Consider the following 17,624-nt stretch of genomic DNA (forward strand, 5'->3'; position numbering starts at 1 on the left):
GGGGATATTGCAGTCTGATATTGCGTTCTCGGCAGTTTCGGGAACGCCGACCAGCGCCGCTGGTTTGAGCTCTATCGCGGTCCAGGAGGCCGCTATGTATCGACGAAGCTTGCTTACCGTGTTGATGACGTTGTCTCTCGCAGGTTGTTACGGAGGAGGCTATTACGAACAGGAAACCTACACGCAGCCCGTTTACAGCAGCGGATACGTGTATGACGGCTATCGGGCGGTAGGCCCGAGTGGCTACTCGGGAGGCTACGGCCCCTCTATCTATTACTCCCCGCGTTATTACTCGGCGCCTCGCTATTACGCGCCGCCACCGCGTTACTACGGCCCAGGTCCTGGTTATGGCGGGCGTCCCGGTTACGGCGGACGCCCCGGTTATGGCGGCGGGCACTGGAATGGTGGCGGCGGAGGCTACCATGGCGGTGGTTCAGGTTATCGCCCACCACCCCCACCTCCAGGTCCAAGACCTGGCGGGGGAGGCTGGCATGGCAACCCCGGCGGCGGCCCCGGCCCCGGCCCTGGCAGACCGGGCGGCGGTGGCAACTTCCATCGCGACGGCGGGTTTGGTCGGGGTGGACACGACAGCCAGAGCGGTGGCAGCCGGTAGAAGCAGCCACGAGCCTTAAGCTTCAAGCACGGTCGAGGTGGCCGTGCTTTTTTCTTGTGGCTCGAAACTCCCGGCTCGTTGCTGTTTCTTCAGTATTCGGAGAGATCCGCCAGCGGATGCCGTCCTTCCCACGCCTTTTCGAAATGTGCCTCCACCACCGCCAGCGGAATGCTGGCGATGTCCTGCCAGTGCCAGTGAGGCGTGTGATCCTTGTCGATCAACCGCGCGCGCACGCCTTCGGCAAACTCGGGATGACGACAGCAATTGAGGCTCATGCTGTATTCCATCTGAAAGACTTCAGCCAGCGACATGTGCCGCGCACGCTGGATCTGTTCCCACACCAACAACGCCGTCATCGGACAGCCTTCGGTCAGCGTCTTCGCAGCCTTCGCCAGCAGCGCGTCCTGCGAATGCAATTGATGCTTGAGCGCATTCCACGCACAGATCGCGTCGCCTACATCCAGCCATTCGTCGATTTGCTGCCGACGGGGTAGCCATTGCGCGGGAGGCAATTGCTCTGTCGCCTCCTGCTGGAGCGCCTTGAGCAAGCTGTTCAGCTGAACGGCGGTCTGCTCCTGCCAGTTCAGTTGCAACAGGCGGTCGATCATTTCTTCCTGCTGATCGTCCAGCAGAAAACGGTCCGCGAGGTCCAGGTCCAGCGCGTCGCGGCCATTGATGTGCGACCCCGTCAGCCCCAGAAACAGCCCCAGTTTTCCGGGCAGCCGCGACAGAAACCAACTGGCGCCGACATCCGGGTACAGACCAATGTTGATCTCCGGCATGGCGAGTCGACTGCTCGGCGTGACCACCCGGATGCTGGCGCCTTGCAGCAACCCCATGCCTCCGCCCAATACGTAACCGTGGCCCCAGCAGATCACCGGCTTCGGATACGTGTGCAGCGCGTAGTCCAGTCGGTATTCAGCGGCAAAGAATTGCGCTGCCAAGGGTGGGACTTTTCCCGGTTTGCCGTGAGCCGCTTCAACCAACGCCCGGACGTCACCGCCCGCACAAAAGGCTTTCGCGCCGTTGCCGCGCAGCAATACACAGACGACTTGCGGGTCGCTGGCCCAGACGTCGAGCCGATCTTGCAGTGCCAGAATCATCGGCAGCGACAGCGCATTCAGTGATTTTTCAGCGTCCAGCGTGGCAATGCCCAAACGGGCGCCGTCGGTTCCGGTCAGCTCTTCGAATTGCAGATTCATCGTGACCTCATGTTCGTGGGACAGGTGTCTATCCAGGCTGTGAGTCTCCCGGTTGACGGGAAGTTGCACAGGGTCGATGCAGTGGAGTGTAGGAAACCCCCGATGCGCTGCGCTGGAAATAATTGGTCATAGCCCCTAAAGTCCGCGCATTGTTTTTCCGGATATGAACATGACTGACGACGATCGCATCAAGCTGGAGCCCAGTTGGAAACAGGCTCTGCGCGAAGAATTCGAAAAGCCCTACATGGGCGAACTGCGCGAGTTTCTGCGCCAGGAGCACGCGGCAGGTAAAGAGATTTATCCGCCAGGCCCGCTGATCTTCAATGCGCTGAATTCGACGCCGCTTGACGCCGTGAAAGTGGTCATCCTCGGCCAAGACCCTTACCACGGGCCGAATCAGGCCCACGGTTTGTGCTTCTCGGTGCAACCGGGCGTGCCTGCGCCGCCGTCGCTGGTCAACATCTATAAAGAGCTGAAACGCGACCTGAACATCGACATCCCCAACCACGGCTACTTGCAGTCGTGGGCGGATCAAGGCGTGCTGATGCTCAACACCACCTTGACTGTCGAACGGGCCAACGCAGCATCACACGCGGGTAAAGGCTGGCAGCACTTCACTGACAAGATCATCGAAACCGTCAGCGCCCATCAGCCACATTTAGTGTTTCTGCTGTGGGGGTCTCACGCCCAGAGCAAGAAGAAGCTGATCGACGCGTCGAAGCACCTGATTCTGACCTCCGTCCACCCGTCGCCGCTGTCGGCCTACAAAGGCTTCCTCGGTTGCGGGCATTTCGGCATGGCCAACAAGTATCTGCAGCAGAATGGCCTCACACCCATTGAATGGCGATTACCCGCGGTTGTGTAAGGCCTTTGTCAGTCGTCGAGGTCTTCGAATAAGAGTTCTGCGATCCTTTGGGCCCTTGCAGGATCCGCCGACCACAGTGTACGGAAGGCTCTGGAACAGGCACTAAATGCGCTTTTCGGGCTGCACAGGGCCTCCGCGACTTTCATTTTTTTGCGTTGATAGGCGTCAGAACCGCTGGGGTCAAGTGCAAGACAGAGCCCGCGCAGGCAATCAGCGCGTCTGGACGTCAAATCCTGGCTGTTGAGCTGAAAGAACTCAATGTTGGTTATCGCGCGCTCATAGGCGGGGCCTTGTGGGTGCGCCGGTATGGCGAGTACCCCGTCGAAGGTGATGATGTCCTCGGGATCATCGGGGTCTACCGACGATATCGGGTAAAGCAGCAGCGCAGCCTCACCCTGCATGGTTTGGGGTGACTGGCTGTTGAAGTCACGGGGGCCACGAACCGGAAAGTAGTTGGCCTTCAGCGTCGAATTGCAGCGGGTACAGGCGATCGCGTAATTCAGGTGATGGTAGGCGAGGCGGAAATACCCTATGGCACTGGCCGCTCCGGTTGGCCAGTCATGTGTAAAGTCTTTCCAGCGGGCAATCCCTCGGTTTGGCCATGCCTTGACGCTCGACTTGGGGCGATAATGCTCGACTTCATGCACCTTGCTCGCCAGTGCAGAGCCTTGAAGCCTGGTTTCGCAGTACGCACATTTTTCATGTTGCAACTCGATGTAGACCTGCTTGATCGTGCCCCAGAAGTCATTGCCGTCCAGGTACTGACCCGCGTCGACAAATGCTTGAGTCCGTTCCGCCGCCGCGCCCATCCATTTGGGGGAGAGCAGGTTGATGCGTGCTATCAGTTCCTGTTCGGAAATGGGGTAGCGGATCACTCTTTGGATTCCGTCGCTTTTTTGAGCGCGCGGTTGATGGCCGCAGCAGGCAACCCACTGGTTTTTGAGGCTGAACGGGTATCTCCTCGTTGCGCGGCGATCCCGCGGGACATCACTTTCAGATAATTGAGCGCCGCGTCCGGGTCTCCTGCCTCCGCGCGTCTGGCCAACTCACTGAGGGTTTCGGCGGCCATGGCTGAGCGCGTGGTGTCCAGCCCGAAATAAGGGGAAAGCAAGATCTGATCAGAGTTTTTGCCCTGAACGATTTCCGGCAGGCGTTTGATCACGCTCGCCGCTTCCTCTTGATCGTATTCCAGTACATAAAGATTGTTCGACGACAGCGACCCCACGACCAGCGGGCTGTGGGTCGTCAGAATGAACTGGATGTTGGGCAGCGCTGCGGCAAGCGTAGGCACCACCGTGCGTTGCCACTCGGGGTGCAAATGCAGGTCGATTTCATCGACCATTACCACCCCTCGTGTCTGATTCAACCGCTCACCGGACCTGACGCCCTGGCAGATGTGAAACAGCATGTCGCCGATCCAGCCTATGTACCCACGGAATCCGTCCGACAGCGCACGGAACGGCAGGGCGATGCCGTTCATTTCAAACAAATGCTCAAGCCCGTCTCGGGTCCGCGATGCCGCAGGCTGAATCTGGCAATGGTCGGGCAACAGCTTGTTGATCAGGGTGATCACTTGCTTGTAACGCCCTTTGTTCTGCTCGGCAAAAGCAGGCAGCCAATAGGAAAGCGGCATCAGCGACATGTGCTCTTCGAACAAGCCCGCGACCCGTTCATAACGCCGCAGCCTAGACTTCATCCGCGCACTGCCATCGACTTGAGACGAGGCTTCAACCCGGCGCGTGGCGCCATAGCCCACGACGAAAAATGCTGGGCTAGCCTCATCAAATTGAAGGTTCTCGGCTGATTCCGCCGTGGAATTGGGAGAGACCGACCAGTCGAGCTTTTCGGTAGAGCTCAGCGTGCGAATGTGTGTCGTCATCGAAAAATGGCTGGGCATTGGCCAGTCGCCCGCGTTCGACAGTTCGCTTTCGGTCGAACGGACGGTTGCCGTTAGCTCTGCCGGTTCCGGACGGTCCAGATTGACCTTGCCAGCCTTACTGGCAGGTGGACGCCGTACGAGGCCTTCAGAAACGAAACCAGAGGAGCCGCTGAGCAAAGGCCCCAGCGTTGCCAGTGCTACCGCTCGCAAGACGCTGGTCTTGCCCAGTCCGTTGTCGCCCAGCAACACGTTCACATTTGGAAACTGCACGCCCTTCGTCTCAGGCAGATTGAATTCGATCTCGGCTGCTTTGAACGAGCGAAGGTTCTCTATCTGGAGTTTTTGAATGTGCATGGGTCACCTCTGGCGAAGGTCCGGATGTTAACAAACTCTGTCCCAGTGGGCATGTGAGGCTACGGGGCAGCCTGCCGATTCCAATATCGATACAACGGCTCCGCCAGAAACAACACAAACAACAATCGCATCACCTGCATCGCCGTCACCAGCGGCACCGACAGTTGCAGCACTTCGGCTGTCAGGCTCATTTCTGCAATCCCGCCGGGCATCATGCCCAAGGTCAGCGAGCGCAGATCAAGGTGCGTCGCGGCACTCAGTATCCATGCGCATAACGCGGCGATGCTCATGGTCAGCGCCGTTCCAATCAGTGTGCGTCCCATGAAGGAGGGCGCACGACGGAAGAAGGCCCGGTTGAAATGGCAACCCAGGCCGCTGCCGATCAGCCATTGGCCGACCTGACTGCCACCATTGGGCAACCCGATGTGCAAGTCGAAACTGACGCTGATAATCGCACTCACCAGCAACGGGCCGAATAGCCACGGGTTGGGCTGCTTCAAGCGTTGCCAGCCCCACGCGACCAATGCGCCGAGCGCAAACAGCAGCGCCAGCCAGGTCCAGTCCACCACCGTTGCGTGCGAGGGCGGTCCGCCGTTACCCATCAGGTATTTGAAGATCGCCGGTACGCATAGCACGACCGCCAGGACCCGCAGGCTCTGCCCCGCCGCGACGTTGCTGAGGGTTGCGCCATTGCGCGCGCCGAGGTTGACCATCTCGCCCGAACCCCCAGGCATGCTGGAAAAGAACGCCGTGGCGCGGTCTTCCCCGGTGCGTAGCATCAGCCACACGCCGACCACGCTGGAAACGCTGGTCACCAGTGCGCCGATGAAAATCAGGCCGAAATGCGAGAGGACTTGTTCGATGACGACAGGAGTGAAGTGCAGGCCGATGCCGATGCCGACCACCCATTGGCCGCATTTGCGGCCGCCGGGGATTTCAGCCAGCTGCCACGGGGTGAGGCAGCGGACCAGGATGATCGCCAACAATGAGCCGACCATCCAGGGCAACGGCCAGCCGACCTGACTGGCGAGGTAGCCCCCCAGCAGGCCGACCAGCGGCGTACCCCACCACGTTTTGAACGGCCGGTCAGACATCGGCCAGTGCGCGACGCTGAACGCTGCGCTTGCGCCAGATGCGGATCAGCGGCAGCACCAGCATGAAGGCGGTCACGACCCACACGCCGAGGGTGATCGGGCTGGACCACAGAATCTCCAGCGAGCCGTTGGAGATCGACAGCGCACGACGCAGGTTCTGCTCCATCAAACCGCCGAGAATGAAGCCCAGCAGAATCGGCGACAGCGGGAAGTCCAGCTTGCGCAGGATGTAACCGAAGATGCCGATGCCGACCATCAGGAACAGGTCGAACGTGGTGGCGTGAACGGCGTAGACACCGATCCCGGTGATGATCGCGATGACCGGCACCAGCGCCCAGTTCGGCACGGCCAGGATGCGGGTGAAGATGCGGATCATCGGGATGTTAAGGATCACCAGCATGATGTTGGCGATGAACAACGACGCGATCAGGCCCCAGACGATGTCCGGTTGCTGTTGGAACAGCAGCGGGCCCGGCGTGATGTTGTACAGCGACAGCGCGCCGATCATCACGGCGGTGGTGCCCGAACCTGGAACGCCCAAGGTCAGCATCGGCACCAACGCGCCGCAGGCAGTTGCGCCGATGGCAGTTTCAGGGGCTGCCAGACCGCGCATGTCGCCCTGCCCGAATTTTCCGCTTGCGCCTGCGATGCGTTTCTCGGTCATGTAGGTCACGGCGCTGGCGAGCGTCGCACCCGCACCTGGCAACACGCCCATGATGAAGCCCATCAGGCCGCAACGGATGTTGACGGTGAACACCGACGCCGCTTCCTTGAAGTTGAACATCATGCGCCCGGTGGCTTTTACCGCTTCCTGGCCGCGATGGGTTTTCTCCAGCAACAGCAGGATTTCGCTGATCGAGAACAGGCCCAGCACCAGCACGACGAACTGAATACCGTCAGCCAGGTGGATGTTGTCGCCGGTAAAACGGTACACACCGCTGTTGGCGTCGATGCCGATGCTCGACAGAAACAGGCCGATCAGCGCGGCGACGAAGGTCTTCAGCGGTCGATCACCGGCCATGCCGCCGAGGCAGACGATGGCGAAGACCATCAGCACGAAATATTCCGCAGGCCCAAAGGCAATCGCCCATTTCGCCAGCAGCGGGGCGAACATCACCATGCCGCAGGTGGCAATGAAGGCGCCAATGAACGAGCTCCACGCCGACAGCGACAACGCCACGCCGGCCAGGCCCTGACGCGCCATCGGGTAGCCGTCCAGCGCGGTCATCACGGTAGACGCTTCACCAGGGATGTTCAGCAAAATCGAGCTGATCCGCCCGCCGTATTCGCAGCCCAGATAAACCGCTGCTAGCAGGATCAATGCCGACTCAGGCGGCAGGCCGAGGGCGAACGCGATGGGAATCAACAGCGCCACGCCGTTGATCGGGCCAAGGCCCGGCAGCAGGCCGACGATGGTGCCGATCAATGTGCCGGAAAGGGCAGTGACCAGGTTGTACGGGGTCAATGCGACGCCGAAGCCCTGGCCGAGGTAACCGAGAGTGTCCATATCAGTTCTCCAGAACGTCGAGCAGGCCAAGGGGCAGAGGCACATCCATCACTTTGTCGAAGAGCACGTACAGCAAGATGCTCATCAGCGTGGTGATGAGGATGCTCGGCAGCCAGCGACCGCCGTACAGCCGGGCCATCGGGATGCCGATCAGGATGCTGCTGAGTACGAAACCCAGTGGCTCGAACAGACCGGCGAACACCAGCAACAGCACGGTGCAGATCGAAATCTTGATCAGGGTCGGGCGATCCAGCGGTGGCTCATCTTCTGAGTGCTTGATCGGGGTTGGGCGAATCAACATGTACAGCAGCGAGAGGCCCATCAGCCCTAACATGAGCAGCGGAAACGCTCGCGGGCCAACGGGCTCGTAGGAAAACGGGGCCTGATAAGGCCAGGCCATCAGCGCCAGGCCAATACAGGCCAACAGCAGCACGAAGGCAAACAGTCGTTGCAAGACCATAGGAAGCTCCTGGTCGCGCCACCGCGCAGGCGGCGCGACACGTAGTCAGTCAATGGAGAACCAGTCGTGGGGGTTCAATCACTGAATCAGGCCGAATTCCTTGGCCAGCATTTTGTAGTCGGCGACCTGCTTCTTCACGTAGGTGTCCAGCTCGGGGCCGGTCATGGCGAAGGGGAACAGTTCACGCTGATCGCGCAGCTTGGCGAAATCTTCGGAAGCCAGCAGCTTGTCGAAGGAAGCTTTCCACCAGTTGTATTCCTCGTCGGTCACTTTCGGCCCGAGGTAGAAGCCGCGCACCACGGGCCAGACGATGTCGTAGCCTTGCTCTTTGGCGGTCGGGATGTTCTTCATCTCCGGCTCGTCCAGGCGCTGCTCGGAGAACACCGCCAGCAGGCGCATGTCGCCGCTGAGGATGTGCGGCATGGAGTCGGAAATGTCGGTGGAGCCGACCTGGATGTGGCCGCCGAGCAGGGCCGTGGCGATTTCACCGCCGCCTTCCAGGGCCACGTAGCGCAGGTCTCGCGGGTTGATACCTGCGGCCTTGGCGATCAGCGCAGTCTGCATCCAGTCCTGGCTGCCGACGGTGCCGCCAGAGCCGATCACCACTTTGCTCGGGTCGGCTTTCAGCGCTTTGACCAGATCGTCGAGGTTCTTGTAAGGCGAATCGGCTTTCACGGCGATGGCGCCGTAGCTGGTGCCGACGGCCGCGAGCCAGCGCACGGCGTTTTCATCGAAACGACCAAACTTGCCTTGCGCCAGGTTCAGCAATGAGCCGCTGGACCACGCCACCAGCGTGCCCGCGTCGGCGGGGCGCTGAGCGACTACCGCGTTATACGCCACTGCGCCCACGCCGCCCGGCATGTAGGTCACGCGCATCGGTTTGCTCAGCAGCTTCTCGTTGACCAGCGCGCTTTGCGCCAGTTTACAGGTCAGGTCAAAGCCGCCGCCGGGCGAAGCCGGGGCGATGCATTCAGGGCGGTTAGGCTCGGCAGCCCACAATTGAGTGGCCACCAGCATGCAGCTGGCGGCGACGCTGATACGGCGCAGTGATAGGTTCATGGTCAGTCTCCGGCGGAGTTGTTGTTTTTGGGTATGAGTCGATCAGGCAATCATTTCGCAGCGTGACGGGCCTGCGAACAGCAAAAACGGGGACGTGACGATGCACTGCGCCAAGCGGCGTAGTGTACTCAAAACAGGACGGGGTTCAGGCGGCGCAATGGCCGGGATGTGCAGTGATGGCATCACCGATGACTCCGATATTGTTTTTATTGTTGAAAACGCATCGAGGCGTTTTTCGTCACGACCCAGCGTTACGAAGGCAGCGCGAGGTGCAATCGTAACGAGGCGTGACCGAATCCTAATCAGCGAAGCTTTCAGCAACCTTTCAACTACCTTTCATGAAACTTTCGATGATTGTGTTTCCATTTTCATCGGTGAATTTTCAGACATTTCGCATCTCCACACCGGGTGCTGCGCCTGTAAACTCCGCCACCATTCAACGCCCCAAGGGAAGACATCCATGCGTGTCCTGCTTGTCGAAGACCATTTGCAACTGGCTGAAAGCGTCGCGCTGGCGCTCAAGGGCAGCGGGCTCACCGTGGACGTATTGCATGACGGCGTGGCCGCTGACCTGGCGCTGAGCAGCGAGGAATACGCCGTGGCGATTCTCGACGTCGGCCTGCCGCGCATGGACGGTTTCGAGGTGTTGGCCAAACTTCGCGCGCGGGGCAAAAATACCCCGGTGCTGATGCTCACCGCCCGCAGCGACGTCAAGGATCGCGTGCACGGTCTGAACCTGGGGGCCGACGATTACCTCGCTAAACCTTTCGAATTGTCTGAGCTCGAAGCGCGGGTAAAAGCCCTGCTGCGGCGCAGCGTCCTGGGCGGCGAACGTCAGCAGCGTTGCGGGGTGTTGGTCTACGATCTCGACACGCGGCGTTTCACTCTGGGTAACGACGCCATGACCCTGACTTCCCGCGAGCAATCAGTGCTCGAAGCGCTGATCGCCCGACCCGGCCGGGTCATGAGCAAAGAGCAACTCGCCGCGCAGGTTTTCGGACTGGACGAAGAAGCGAGCGCCGACGCCATCGAGATTTACGTTCACCGCCTGCGCAAGAAGCTCGACGGACACCCCATCGCCATCGTGACGTTCCGTGGCTTGGGCTACCTGCTGGAAAGCCGCGATGCTTAACCCGTTTCCTTCAGCGGAAAACAGCCTGCGCTGGCGCCTGCTGTGGAACCTGGGTTTGCTGCTGGTGGTGCTAATGATCGCCAGTGGCATGAGCGCTTACTGGAACGGGCGCGAAGCGGCTGACACGGCCTACGACCGGACGTTGCTGGCCTCGGCGCGGACCATCGCGGCAGGGTTGTCCGAGCGCGACGGCTCCCTCAGTGCCGACGTGCCGTACGTTGCCCTCGACACCTTCGCCTATGACAGTGCGGGACGCATTTACTATCAGGTCAACGACATCAACCAAAAGCTGATTTCCGGCTACGAAAACCTGCCTGCACCGCCCCCCGGCACGCCGCGTACCGACGATTATCCCGCTCTCGCCAAGTTCTACAGCGCACGTTATCAGGGGCAAGATGTGCGCGTGGTGAGCCTCCTCAAGGCGGTCAGTGAGCCGAACATGAACGGCATTGCCGAAATCCGCGTAGCCGAAACCGAAGAGCAGCGGGTCAACATGGCCCGAGGCTTGATGGCCGACACCTTGCTGCGTCTCGGCATGCTTGGTAGCGGCGCGCTGCTGCTGGTGTGGTTTACCGTCAGCGCGGCGTTACGCCCGCTGGACCGGCTGCGCACGGCCGTGGAAGAGCGTCAGCCCGACGACTTGCGTTCCTTGCCAATGGTGCAGGTGCAGCATGAACTGCGTCCGCTGGTGAGTTCGCTCAATCACTTCACCGAGCGGCTGCGCATGCAATTCGAGCGTCAGGCGCAGTTCATCGCCGATGCCGCCCATGAGTTGCGAACCCCGCTGGCCGCGCTCAAGGCCAGAGTTGAATTGGGGCTACGAGATCAGGAACCTGCTGTCTGGCGCAGCACGCTGGAAAGCGCCGCGTCCGGGACTGACAAGCTGACCCATCTGGCGAATCAATTGTTATCGCTGGCGCGGATCGAAAACGGTGCCCGGGCCATTGCAGAAGGTGGAGCGCAGTTGCTCGACCTCAGCCAATTGGCTCGGGAACTGGGCATGGCGATGGCACCGCTGGCACACAAGCGAGGTGTTGCGCTGGCGCTGGAAGCCGACGAGCCGGTGTGGATGAAAGGTGAGCCCACGTTGCTCAACGAGCTGTTGAGCAACCTTGTCGACAACGCGCTCGCGCACACGCCGCCGGGAGGCAATGTGGTGCTTCGCGTGCATTCGCGGTGCGTGCTGGAGGTCGAAGACGATGGCCCCGGCATACCGCTGCACGAGCGTGACCGGGTATTCGAGCGCTTTTATCGGCGCAATCAGCAAAGCGCGGGATCAGGCTTGGGGTTGGCGATTGTCGGCGAGATCTGTCGAGCGCACCTGGCGCAGATCACGTTGCATGACGGGGCAGAGCGGGGCTTGAAAGTGCGAGTGACGTTCGCGACGTCAGAGCTTGAAACACGCTGAAGGTCTGAATCGATACGGCTCTGTGGGGGCGAATAAATTCGCTCCCACAAGTCTTTATCCCGCAGGTCGATCAGCGGCTAGTAAAGCAGCGTCATGGCGTCGTTCATTTGCCCGATCAACCCGCCATCGGCCATGTTCAGCCCCAGCTGTTTGACGGCTGGCATGTTTTGCACATCCAGATTGGGGTAGGGACGGCTGGTGGCTTCATGCACGTGCACGGTCGCGACCTGGACCAAATCCACGTAATCGGCCTGTTCTGATATCCGGCCGAAATTCTGGAACTGTCGCGGCACGATGGCCAACGCCTCTGGAAAGTCCCATGACCGCAGCAGTCGCTCGCCAATGATCGGGTGAATGCGTTCAATCACATGATTGAGGCTCACGGCGTCGGCCAGCAGTTCGAAGTTGTCTTCGGCATAAGTCAGGATCGGCAATACACCAATGAGGTGAATCAAGCCGGCAAGGGTGGCCTTGTCAGCCTTCAAATGACCTCGCTGATGACTCAAAAGGTTGCTGACCCCGGCAACTTGCAGGCTCAGTTTCCAGATGTCACGCATTTTGGTTTCAACCACTTCGGACTTGGCGTGAAACATCTGCTCCACCACAAGGCCGATCGCCAGGTTGCAACTGTAGTTGACCCCCAGCCGGCGAACCGCGGTCAGCACGTCGCTGACCTCGAAGCTCGGGCGCAGCAATGGACTGTTGACGACCTTGATCAGGCGAGCGGAAAGGGCGGTATCGCTACCGATGACCTTGCTCAAGGCAATGATGCTGATTTCCGAATCTTCGGCAGCCAGACGAATCTTCAGCGCAACTTCAGGAAGCGTCGGCAGAAACAGGGCGTCCTTGTCGATCGCCCGGATCAGGTCCCTCTGCACCTCGTCAGCCATACTACTCATATTGGATCTCTGGATAAGGCATTCCGGTCAGCACCCCGTAAACGCGACGGCAAGGGGCAGACAACGACGGCTCAACGCTGTGTCTCCAGTTTGGCATCCAAAGTGTACGGGAGTTCGCCGAGTTGCAACGCAATACCGTCCGCTGTGCCAAGACGGATATTGCCGTCTTCCACGGCGTCCGCCTGCAAGACGGCCAGCAGCTCGATGCCCGAGGCTGATCGGGCCGCCATGACCACGTTACCGACTGCGCTGGCGTGAACCGGAGAAAACAGCGCAACGCCTGGCTCAGGCACTTCGCTGCCCTCAAGCGACAGGTGATATTGGCGTCGCTTGAGTTTGCCCAGGTACTGCATCCGCGCCACGATTTCCTGGCCGGTGTAGCAACCTTTCTTGAAGCTGACGCCACCCACAGCCTGCAGGTTGATCATCTGCGGGATGAATTCTTCCCGAGTCTGCGCGAACACTTGCCCGATACCGGCACGAATCTGACCCAGCAGCCAGTCATTGAGCGAACCTTCGGACAGTTGTTCCGCCAGACGACCGCGTACCTCCGACGCCTGATCAGCACGAACCCAGAGTTCGGCGCGGGCGGGGGAGACGCGAATAGCGATCAGGTCATTGGCGCGCGCCACCGAATCGGTCGTCTCAGGCAAATCCAGGCCCAGGCTGACCAGCGCGTTGTCGGCATGGCTCAGGCCGAAACGAACCCAGGCGGCGCTTTCGTCATTTAACTTGGATTTGGAGAAAACGGCGTATTTTCTCAGGTCGAGCAGCTGCGGCTCAATCAGCTCGCTGGCCATGGCCAGCAGCACGCCATCACCCTCCAACAGAATGCGGAAGCTGGACTGCATACGCCCTTTTTGCGTGCAGCGGGCACCCAGCGTGGCAGTCGCCTCGCTCTGATAGTCCATGTTGCAGGTCAATTGGCCCTGCAGGAATTTGCTGGCGTCCACGCCGCGAACGGCCAGTACACCTTCGTGGGAGAGTGGGCAGAAAAAAGCTGAATCGGCCATGGTTCATCGCAGGGGTAAAAGTCTGGGGCACCATCATAGTGCCCTGTCTCGTTTATGGGTATATGCAATGCATTGCGACTAAACGCGGGTTCGCCGCTCGCGGGCTCCCCTGTATACTCGCCGCCAAATTCGAGGAGCGCCCCATGGTCGAAGAAATTGAACTCAACCGCCTCTTTTGGCACAGCCGCCGCGGCATGCTCGAACTGGATGTGCTGCTGGTGCCGTTTGTCAGAGAAGTCTATCCATCGCTCAACGACGTTGACCGTGCTCTTTATGTCCGGTTGCTGACGTGCGAGGACCAGGACATGTTCGTCTGGTTCATGCAGCGCGGGGAATCGGAAGATCCGGAGTTGCAGCGCATGGTTCGCATGATCCTGGACCGTGTCCAGCCGAAGTGATTGTTTCGAATGCCGTTGGCAACGCTCTCGGGCCTTGCTGACGGCATACCTCGGCGCTCAGGCGCTCGCGTTGATCTGCCTCTTTTTCCTGAGTCTTCCCGTTTGGGCCATTTCGCTCGGCGCATTGCTGTGCGTGCTTCATGGCTTTCATTGCGTGCCGACGTCGATTCTGTTGAGCGGTGCCCGAGCGTTCACCGGGCTGCGTCGGGACGATACCGGGTGGCATTTATGGAACGAACGGGCAGGGTGGCAGCCAGTTCAGTTGCGTCCGGACAGTCTCGCGTTACCTCACATAATCGTGCTGAGGTTTCGCCTGCCGGGTGGTGGTTGGCTGAGTCGTTTGTGGGTCAAGAGCCTGTGCATTCCCAGCGACAGTCTGGCGCCGGACACCCATCGACGCCTTCGTTTACGCTTGAAATTCAGTCGGCGAAGGTGGGCGGCACCAGAATAGTGTCCACGGCCTCGGGCAGCATGTCCGGGTAATCCAGCGTGTAATGCAGCCCGCGGCTTTCCTTGCGCGCCATGGCCGAGGCAATCATCAGTTCGGCGACTTGAGCCAGGTTGCGAAGCTCGATCAGGTCTCGACTGACTTTGTAATTGCTGTAGAACTCGTCGATTTCGTCCAACAGCAACCGCACCCGGTGCTGGGCGCGCTGTAAGCGCTTGTTGGTGCGCACGATACCGACGTAGTCCCACATGAAGCGGCGCAGCTCATCCCAGTTGTGGGCGATGATCACGTCCTCGTCCGAGTCCGTCACCTGACTCGCGTCCCAGAACGGCAAGTCCGCTGGCTGCTTGATAGCCCCGAGCTGCGTGATGATGTCGTTCGCCGCCGAGCGGGCGTAGACGAAGCATTCCAGCAGCGAATTGCTGGCCATTCGGTTGGCGCCGTGCAGACCGGTGAAGCTGGTTTCGCCGATGGCATATAAACCCGGCACGTCGGTGCGGCCGTGCTGGTCAACCACGACGCCGCCGCAGGTGTAATGCGCGGCCGGCACCACCGGAATGGGTTCGCGGGTGATGTCGATACCGAATTCCAGACACCGTTCATAAACAGTCGGGAAGTGAGATTTAATGAAATCTTCGGGCTTGTGGCTGATGTCGAGATAAACGCAGTCTACCCCCAGACGTTTCATTTCATGGTCAATCGCCCGTGCGACGATGTCCCGTGGGGCCAGCTCGGCGCGCTCGTCGAACCGCTGCATGAAGCGTTCGCCATTCGGCAACTTTAAAAACGCCCCTTCGCCACGCAGGGCCTCGGTTACCAGAAAACTCTTGGCCTGCGGGTGATAAAGGCAGGTCGGGTGAAACTGATTGAATTCCAGATTGCCAACCCGGCAACCCGAACGCCACGCCATGGCGATGCCGTCACCGCAGGCGCCGTCAGGGTTGCTGGTGTAGAGATAAACCTTAGCCGCACCGCCTGATGCCAGAATCGTGAAGCGCGCGCTGTGCGTATCGACTTCGCCAGTGGCGCGATCCAGCACGTAGGCGCCCAGGCAGCGCTCGCCATCCAGCCCCAATCGACGCTCGGTGATCAGATCGACGGCGACCCGCTGTTCCAGCAATTCAATGTTCGGGCGCGCCTGTGCTTGTGCCAGGAGGGTACGAAAAATAGCGGCGCCGGTCGCGTCAGCGGCGTGAATGATCCGGCGATGGCTGTGGCCGCCTTCCCGGGTCAGGTGAAATTCGAAACCGCCATCCACGACGGCCGACTGATCGTCGCGGGTGAAGGGTACGCCCATGTCGATCAGCCATTGAATGGCCTCACGGCTGTGTTCAACGGTGAATCGCACCGCTTCCTCATTGCACAGGCCGCCCCCGGCATTAAGAGTGTCTTCAACGTGGGATTGAACGGTGTCTGTGTTGTCCAGCACCGCCGCCACGCCGCCTTGCGCCCAGAAAGTCGAGCCATTGGCCAGATTGCCTTTGCTCAAGACCGCGATGCGCAAATGATCGGGCAGGGTCAGCGCCAGGCTCAATCCGGCGGCACCGCTGCCGATCACCAAAACGTCGTGCTGAAAGTGTCGGCTCATTTCTTCTTATCTCGGCTTCTATATGGCCACTAGTATGTAAGGAGTGGTAACGGCACAATGGCTGGGATTTTATGGCAATTGTGAATCACAGCGGGGGCGGATTGTGCGCTACTCCGCAGCATCGTGCATACCGTTTGGAGGGCGAATTCGATGTCAGCGTTGCGTTCGAATTGGATCCTACAAACCCGCGGTGCGTGTCTTACAGCCCTCAACGAAATATGGGAACTTTTCATGAAGCCCCACGTTCAATAGAGGGTTGCCGATAAAGGGACAGCGTCGGCGTAGCGCAAAGAGGGTTCATCCCTCCGCGCAAGCGCTTTCGACGACAAGATTATTCACGCAGCCGACCTGGTTCGAGCTGCGTTTTTCGTGCGGGCTACCGACGCTCGCCGGAAACTTGCTTGAAGGGGGGAGAACTTTTGCGAAAAGCCCGAGTCTATGTTTGCAAGCCTGTGAAGCAGCCTCTGCGACACTCCTTTGAGCTCTATGAGGAGTGTTCATGCTAACCCAGGAAGAGGATCAGCAACTGGTCGAACGCGTACAGCGCGGCGACAAGCGAGCCTTTGATCTGCTAGTGGTGAAATATCAGCACAAGATTCTTGGGTTGATCGTGAGGTTCGTTCACGACACCCACGAAGCCCAGGATGTCGCGCAAGAGGCTTTTATCAAGGCTTACCGTGCGCTTGGGAACTTCCGCGGCGACAGTGCGTTTTATACGTGGCTGTACCGCATCGCCATTAACACGGCGAAGAATTATCTGGTGTCGCGAGGTCGGCGACCTCCGGACAGCGATGTCAGATCTGAAGACGCGGAGTTCTACGACGGCGATCATGGCCTCAAGGACATCGAGTCGCCGGAACGTGCATTGTTAAGGGATGAGATCGAAGGCACCGTCCATCGGACCATCCAGCTACTGCCAGAAGATTTGCGTACAGCTCTAACTTTGCGTGAGTTTGACGGTCTGAGTTACGAAGACATTGCGAGCGTGATGCAATGTCCGGTTGGTACCGTGCGCTCTCGCATTTTCCGCGCTCGGGAAGCCATTGATAAAGCCCTGCAGCCTTTGTTGCAGGAAACCTGAGACAGCGGCGATAGCCATATGAGAGGAACCGCCATGAGTCGTGAAGCCCTGCAGGAATCGCTGTCCGCGGTGATGGATAACGAAGCGGACGAATTGGAATTACGTCGGGTGCTCAACGCAATCGACGATGCGGATACACGTGCCACATGGTCGCGTTATCAAATTGCTCGTGCAGCAATGCATAAAGAACTGCTGATGCCTCATCTTGACATCTCGGCTGCTGTTTCCGCCGCGATTGCCGACGAAGTCAGCCCGCTGAAGGCCGGACGTGGTCCTTGGCGTACGCTTGGACGCTTGGCGGTAGCCGCTTCGGTCACTGTCGCCGTGCTGGCTGGCGTGCGTCTTTACAACCAGGACGAAATCGCTGGTGCACAACTGGCGCAGCAATCGGCACAGCCGACCAACATCGCAATGCCTCAAGTGAAGGGCCCTGCGGTACTGGCGGGCTACACCGAAAGCGAGCAAGCCCCGGGCCCGATGGCCAGCGGAGTGCTGCAGAATCAGGCGGGCTGGCACGATCAGCGTCTGCCTGGGTATCTGCGTCAACATGCTCAGCAAGCCGCGTTGAAAGGCACTGAAAGCGCACTGCCGTACGCACGCGCCGCCAGCCTGGAAAACCGTTAA

The 17,624-nt window shown here is 59.9% G+C and carries 18 protein-coding genes; 8 read left to right on the plus strand and 10 right to left on the minus strand.

What is annotated here, in order from left to right:
* Positions 1-94: 94 nt before the first annotated feature.
* Positions 95-613, plus strand: a complete 519-nt coding sequence (locus GVN17_RS15805) for a hypothetical protein (RefSeq protein ID WP_166596195.1) — start codon at positions 95-97, stop codon at positions 611-613.
* Positions 614-702: 89 nt separating this feature from the next.
* On the opposite strand, the gene GVN17_RS15810 is transcribed toward GVN17_RS15805, so the two are convergent.
* Positions 703-1,815, minus strand: coding sequence for an enoyl-CoA hydratase/isomerase family protein (locus tag GVN17_RS15810; protein ID WP_166596196.1), 1,113 nt, complete (start codon positions 1,813-1,815; stop codon positions 703-705).
* Between the two features lie 169 nt (positions 1,816-1,984).
* On the opposite strand from GVN17_RS15810, the gene ung reads away from it, so the two are divergent.
* On the plus strand, positions 1,985-2,680 hold the full coding sequence (gene ung / locus GVN17_RS15815; protein ID WP_166596197.1) for a uracil-DNA glycosylase: 696 nt from the start codon (positions 1,985-1,987) through the stop codon (positions 2,678-2,680).
* Positions 2,681-2,688: 8 nt separating this feature from the next.
* Here the strand turns inward: ung and GVN17_RS15820 are convergent, their stop codons facing one another.
* The 6 genes from GVN17_RS15820 to GVN17_RS15845 form a co-directional block, all read right to left on the minus strand.
* Positions 2,689-3,555, minus strand: a complete 867-nt coding sequence (locus GVN17_RS15820; protein WP_166596198.1) for a hypothetical protein — start codon at positions 3,553-3,555, stop codon at positions 2,689-2,691.
* Entirely contained in the window at positions 3,552-4,913 is a 1,362-nt protein-coding gene (locus GVN17_RS15825) for an AAA family ATPase (RefSeq protein WP_166596199.1), read from the minus strand. Before GVN17_RS15825 ends, GVN17_RS15820 begins: the two co-directional genes overlap by 4 nt.
* Positions 4,914-4,972: 59 nt before the next feature.
* The gene (locus GVN17_RS15830; RefSeq protein WP_166596200.1) at positions 4,973-6,007 is read right to left on the minus strand and encodes an AbrB family transcriptional regulator; all 1,035 of its coding nucleotides are present in this window, start codon (positions 6,005-6,007) and stop codon (positions 4,973-4,975) included.
* Positions 6,000-7,514 (minus strand): tripartite tricarboxylate transporter permease, encoded by a 1,515-nt coding sequence (locus tag GVN17_RS15835; protein ID WP_166596201.1) that lies wholly within the window; start codon positions 7,512-7,514, stop codon positions 6,000-6,002. Before GVN17_RS15835 ends, GVN17_RS15830 begins: the two co-directional genes overlap by 8 nt.
* Position 7,515: 1 nt before the next feature.
* Positions 7,516-7,974, minus strand: coding sequence for a tripartite tricarboxylate transporter TctB family protein (locus GVN17_RS15840; protein WP_166596202.1), 459 nt, complete (start codon positions 7,972-7,974; stop codon positions 7,516-7,518).
* Positions 7,975-8,052: 78 nt separating this feature from the next.
* The gene (locus GVN17_RS15845; RefSeq protein WP_166596371.1) at positions 8,053-9,039 is read right to left on the minus strand and encodes a tripartite tricarboxylate transporter substrate binding protein; all 987 of its coding nucleotides are present in this window, start codon (positions 9,037-9,039) and stop codon (positions 8,053-8,055) included.
* Between the two features lie 454 nt (positions 9,040-9,493).
* On the opposite strand from GVN17_RS15845, the gene GVN17_RS15850 reads away from it, so the two are divergent.
* Positions 9,494-10,165: a response regulator gene (locus GVN17_RS15850; RefSeq protein WP_166596203.1), complete on the plus strand. Its 672-nt coding sequence runs from the start codon at positions 9,494-9,496 to the stop codon at positions 10,163-10,165.
* Positions 10,158-11,573 (plus strand): sensor histidine kinase, encoded by a 1,416-nt coding sequence (locus GVN17_RS15855; protein ID WP_166596204.1) that lies wholly within the window; start codon positions 10,158-10,160, stop codon positions 11,571-11,573. Before GVN17_RS15850 ends, GVN17_RS15855 begins: the two co-directional genes overlap by 8 nt.
* A gap of 77 nt (positions 11,574-11,650) precedes the next feature.
* On the opposite strand, the gene GVN17_RS15860 is transcribed toward GVN17_RS15855, so the two are convergent.
* Both GVN17_RS15860 and GVN17_RS15865 read right to left on the minus strand, forming a co-directional pair.
* Positions 11,651-12,472: an HDOD domain-containing protein gene (locus GVN17_RS15860; RefSeq protein ID WP_166596205.1), complete on the minus strand. Its 822-nt coding sequence runs from the start codon at positions 12,470-12,472 to the stop codon at positions 11,651-11,653.
* A gap of 71 nt (positions 12,473-12,543) precedes the next feature.
* The gene (locus GVN17_RS15865) at positions 12,544-13,485 is read right to left on the minus strand and encodes a folate-binding protein YgfZ (RefSeq protein WP_166596206.1); all 942 of its coding nucleotides are present in this window, start codon (positions 13,483-13,485) and stop codon (positions 12,544-12,546) included.
* Between the two features lie 143 nt (positions 13,486-13,628).
* Here GVN17_RS15865 and GVN17_RS15870 point away from each other — a divergent pair, with 143 nt between their 5' ends.
* On the plus strand, positions 13,629-13,883 hold the full coding sequence (locus GVN17_RS15870) for a succinate dehydrogenase assembly factor 2 (protein ID WP_110950141.1): 255 nt from the start codon (positions 13,629-13,631) through the stop codon (positions 13,881-13,883).
* Entirely contained in the window at positions 13,867-14,334 is a 468-nt protein-coding gene (locus tag GVN17_RS29700; RefSeq protein ID WP_166596207.1) for a protein YgfX, read from the plus strand. The genes GVN17_RS15870 and GVN17_RS29700 overlap by 17 nt, the downstream gene beginning before the upstream one ends.
* Here GVN17_RS29700 and nadB read toward each other — a convergent pair.
* Positions 14,303-15,919, minus strand: a complete 1,617-nt coding sequence (nadB, locus tag GVN17_RS15880; protein ID WP_166596208.1) for an L-aspartate oxidase — start codon at positions 15,917-15,919, stop codon at positions 14,303-14,305. The genes GVN17_RS29700 and nadB overlap by 32 nt on opposite strands.
* Before the next feature lie 499 nt (positions 15,920-16,418).
* Between nadB and rpoE the strand changes: the two genes are divergently transcribed.
* Complete coding sequence (rpoE, locus tag GVN17_RS15885) at positions 16,419-17,000, plus strand: RNA polymerase sigma factor RpoE (RefSeq protein WP_037014368.1); 582 nt, start codon at positions 16,419-16,421, stop codon at positions 16,998-17,000.
* 33 nt (positions 17,001-17,033) lie between these two features.
* Entirely contained in the window at positions 17,034-17,624 is a 591-nt protein-coding gene (locus GVN17_RS15890) for an anti sigma-E factor RseA C-terminal domain-containing protein (protein WP_166596209.1), read from the plus strand.

This window comes from Pseudomonas sp. SLFW (assembly GCF_009905615.1).
Taxonomy (GTDB): Bacteria; Pseudomonadota; Gammaproteobacteria; order Pseudomonadales; family Pseudomonadaceae; genus Aquipseudomonas; species Aquipseudomonas bambusae.

Bases quoted from the DNA above. Each gene is read 5' to 3' on its own strand.
- GVN17_RS15830 (WP_166596200.1), bottom strand. From the start codon at position 6,007: ATGTCTGACCGGCCGTTCAAAACGTGGTGGGGTACGCCGCTGGTCGGC.
- GVN17_RS15810 (WP_166596196.1), bottom strand. From the start codon at position 1,815: ATGAATCTGCAATTCGAAGAGCTGACCGGAACCGACGGCGCCCGTTTG.
- GVN17_RS15805 (WP_166596195.1), top strand. From the start codon at position 95: ATGTATCGACGAAGCTTGCTTACCGTGTTGATGACGTTGTCTCTCGCA.
- GVN17_RS15825 (WP_166596199.1), bottom strand. From the start codon at position 4,913: ATGCACATTCAAAAACTCCAGATAGAGAACCTTCGCTCGTTCAAAGCA.
- GVN17_RS15870 (WP_110950141.1), top strand. From the start codon at position 13,629: ATGGTCGAAGAAATTGAACTCAACCGCCTCTTTTGGCACAGCCGCCGC.
- rpoE (WP_037014368.1), top strand. From the start codon at position 16,419: ATGCTAACCCAGGAAGAGGATCAGCAACTGGTCGAACGCGTACAGCGC.
- GVN17_RS15840 (WP_166596202.1), bottom strand. From the start codon at position 7,974: ATGGTCTTGCAACGACTGTTTGCCTTCGTGCTGCTGTTGGCCTGTATT.
- GVN17_RS15855 (WP_166596204.1), top strand. From the start codon at position 10,158: ATGCTTAACCCGTTTCCTTCAGCGGAAAACAGCCTGCGCTGGCGCCTG.
- ung (WP_166596197.1), top strand. From the start codon at position 1,985: ATGACTGACGACGATCGCATCAAGCTGGAGCCCAGTTGGAAACAGGCT.
- GVN17_RS15865 (WP_166596206.1), bottom strand. From the start codon at position 13,485: ATGGCCGATTCAGCTTTTTTCTGCCCACTCTCCCACGAAGGTGTACTG.
- GVN17_RS15850 (WP_166596203.1), top strand. From the start codon at position 9,494: ATGCGTGTCCTGCTTGTCGAAGACCATTTGCAACTGGCTGAAAGCGTC.
- GVN17_RS15860 (WP_166596205.1), bottom strand. From the start codon at position 12,472: ATGAGTAGTATGGCTGACGAGGTGCAGAGGGACCTGATCCGGGCGATC.
- GVN17_RS15890 (WP_166596209.1), top strand. From the start codon at position 17,034: ATGAGTCGTGAAGCCCTGCAGGAATCGCTGTCCGCGGTGATGGATAAC.
- GVN17_RS15835 (WP_166596201.1), bottom strand. From the start codon at position 7,514: ATGGACACTCTCGGTTACCTCGGCCAGGGCTTCGGCGTCGCATTGACC.
- nadB (WP_166596208.1), bottom strand. From the start codon at position 15,919: ATGAGCCGACACTTTCAGCACGACGTTTTGGTGATCGGCAGCGGTGCC.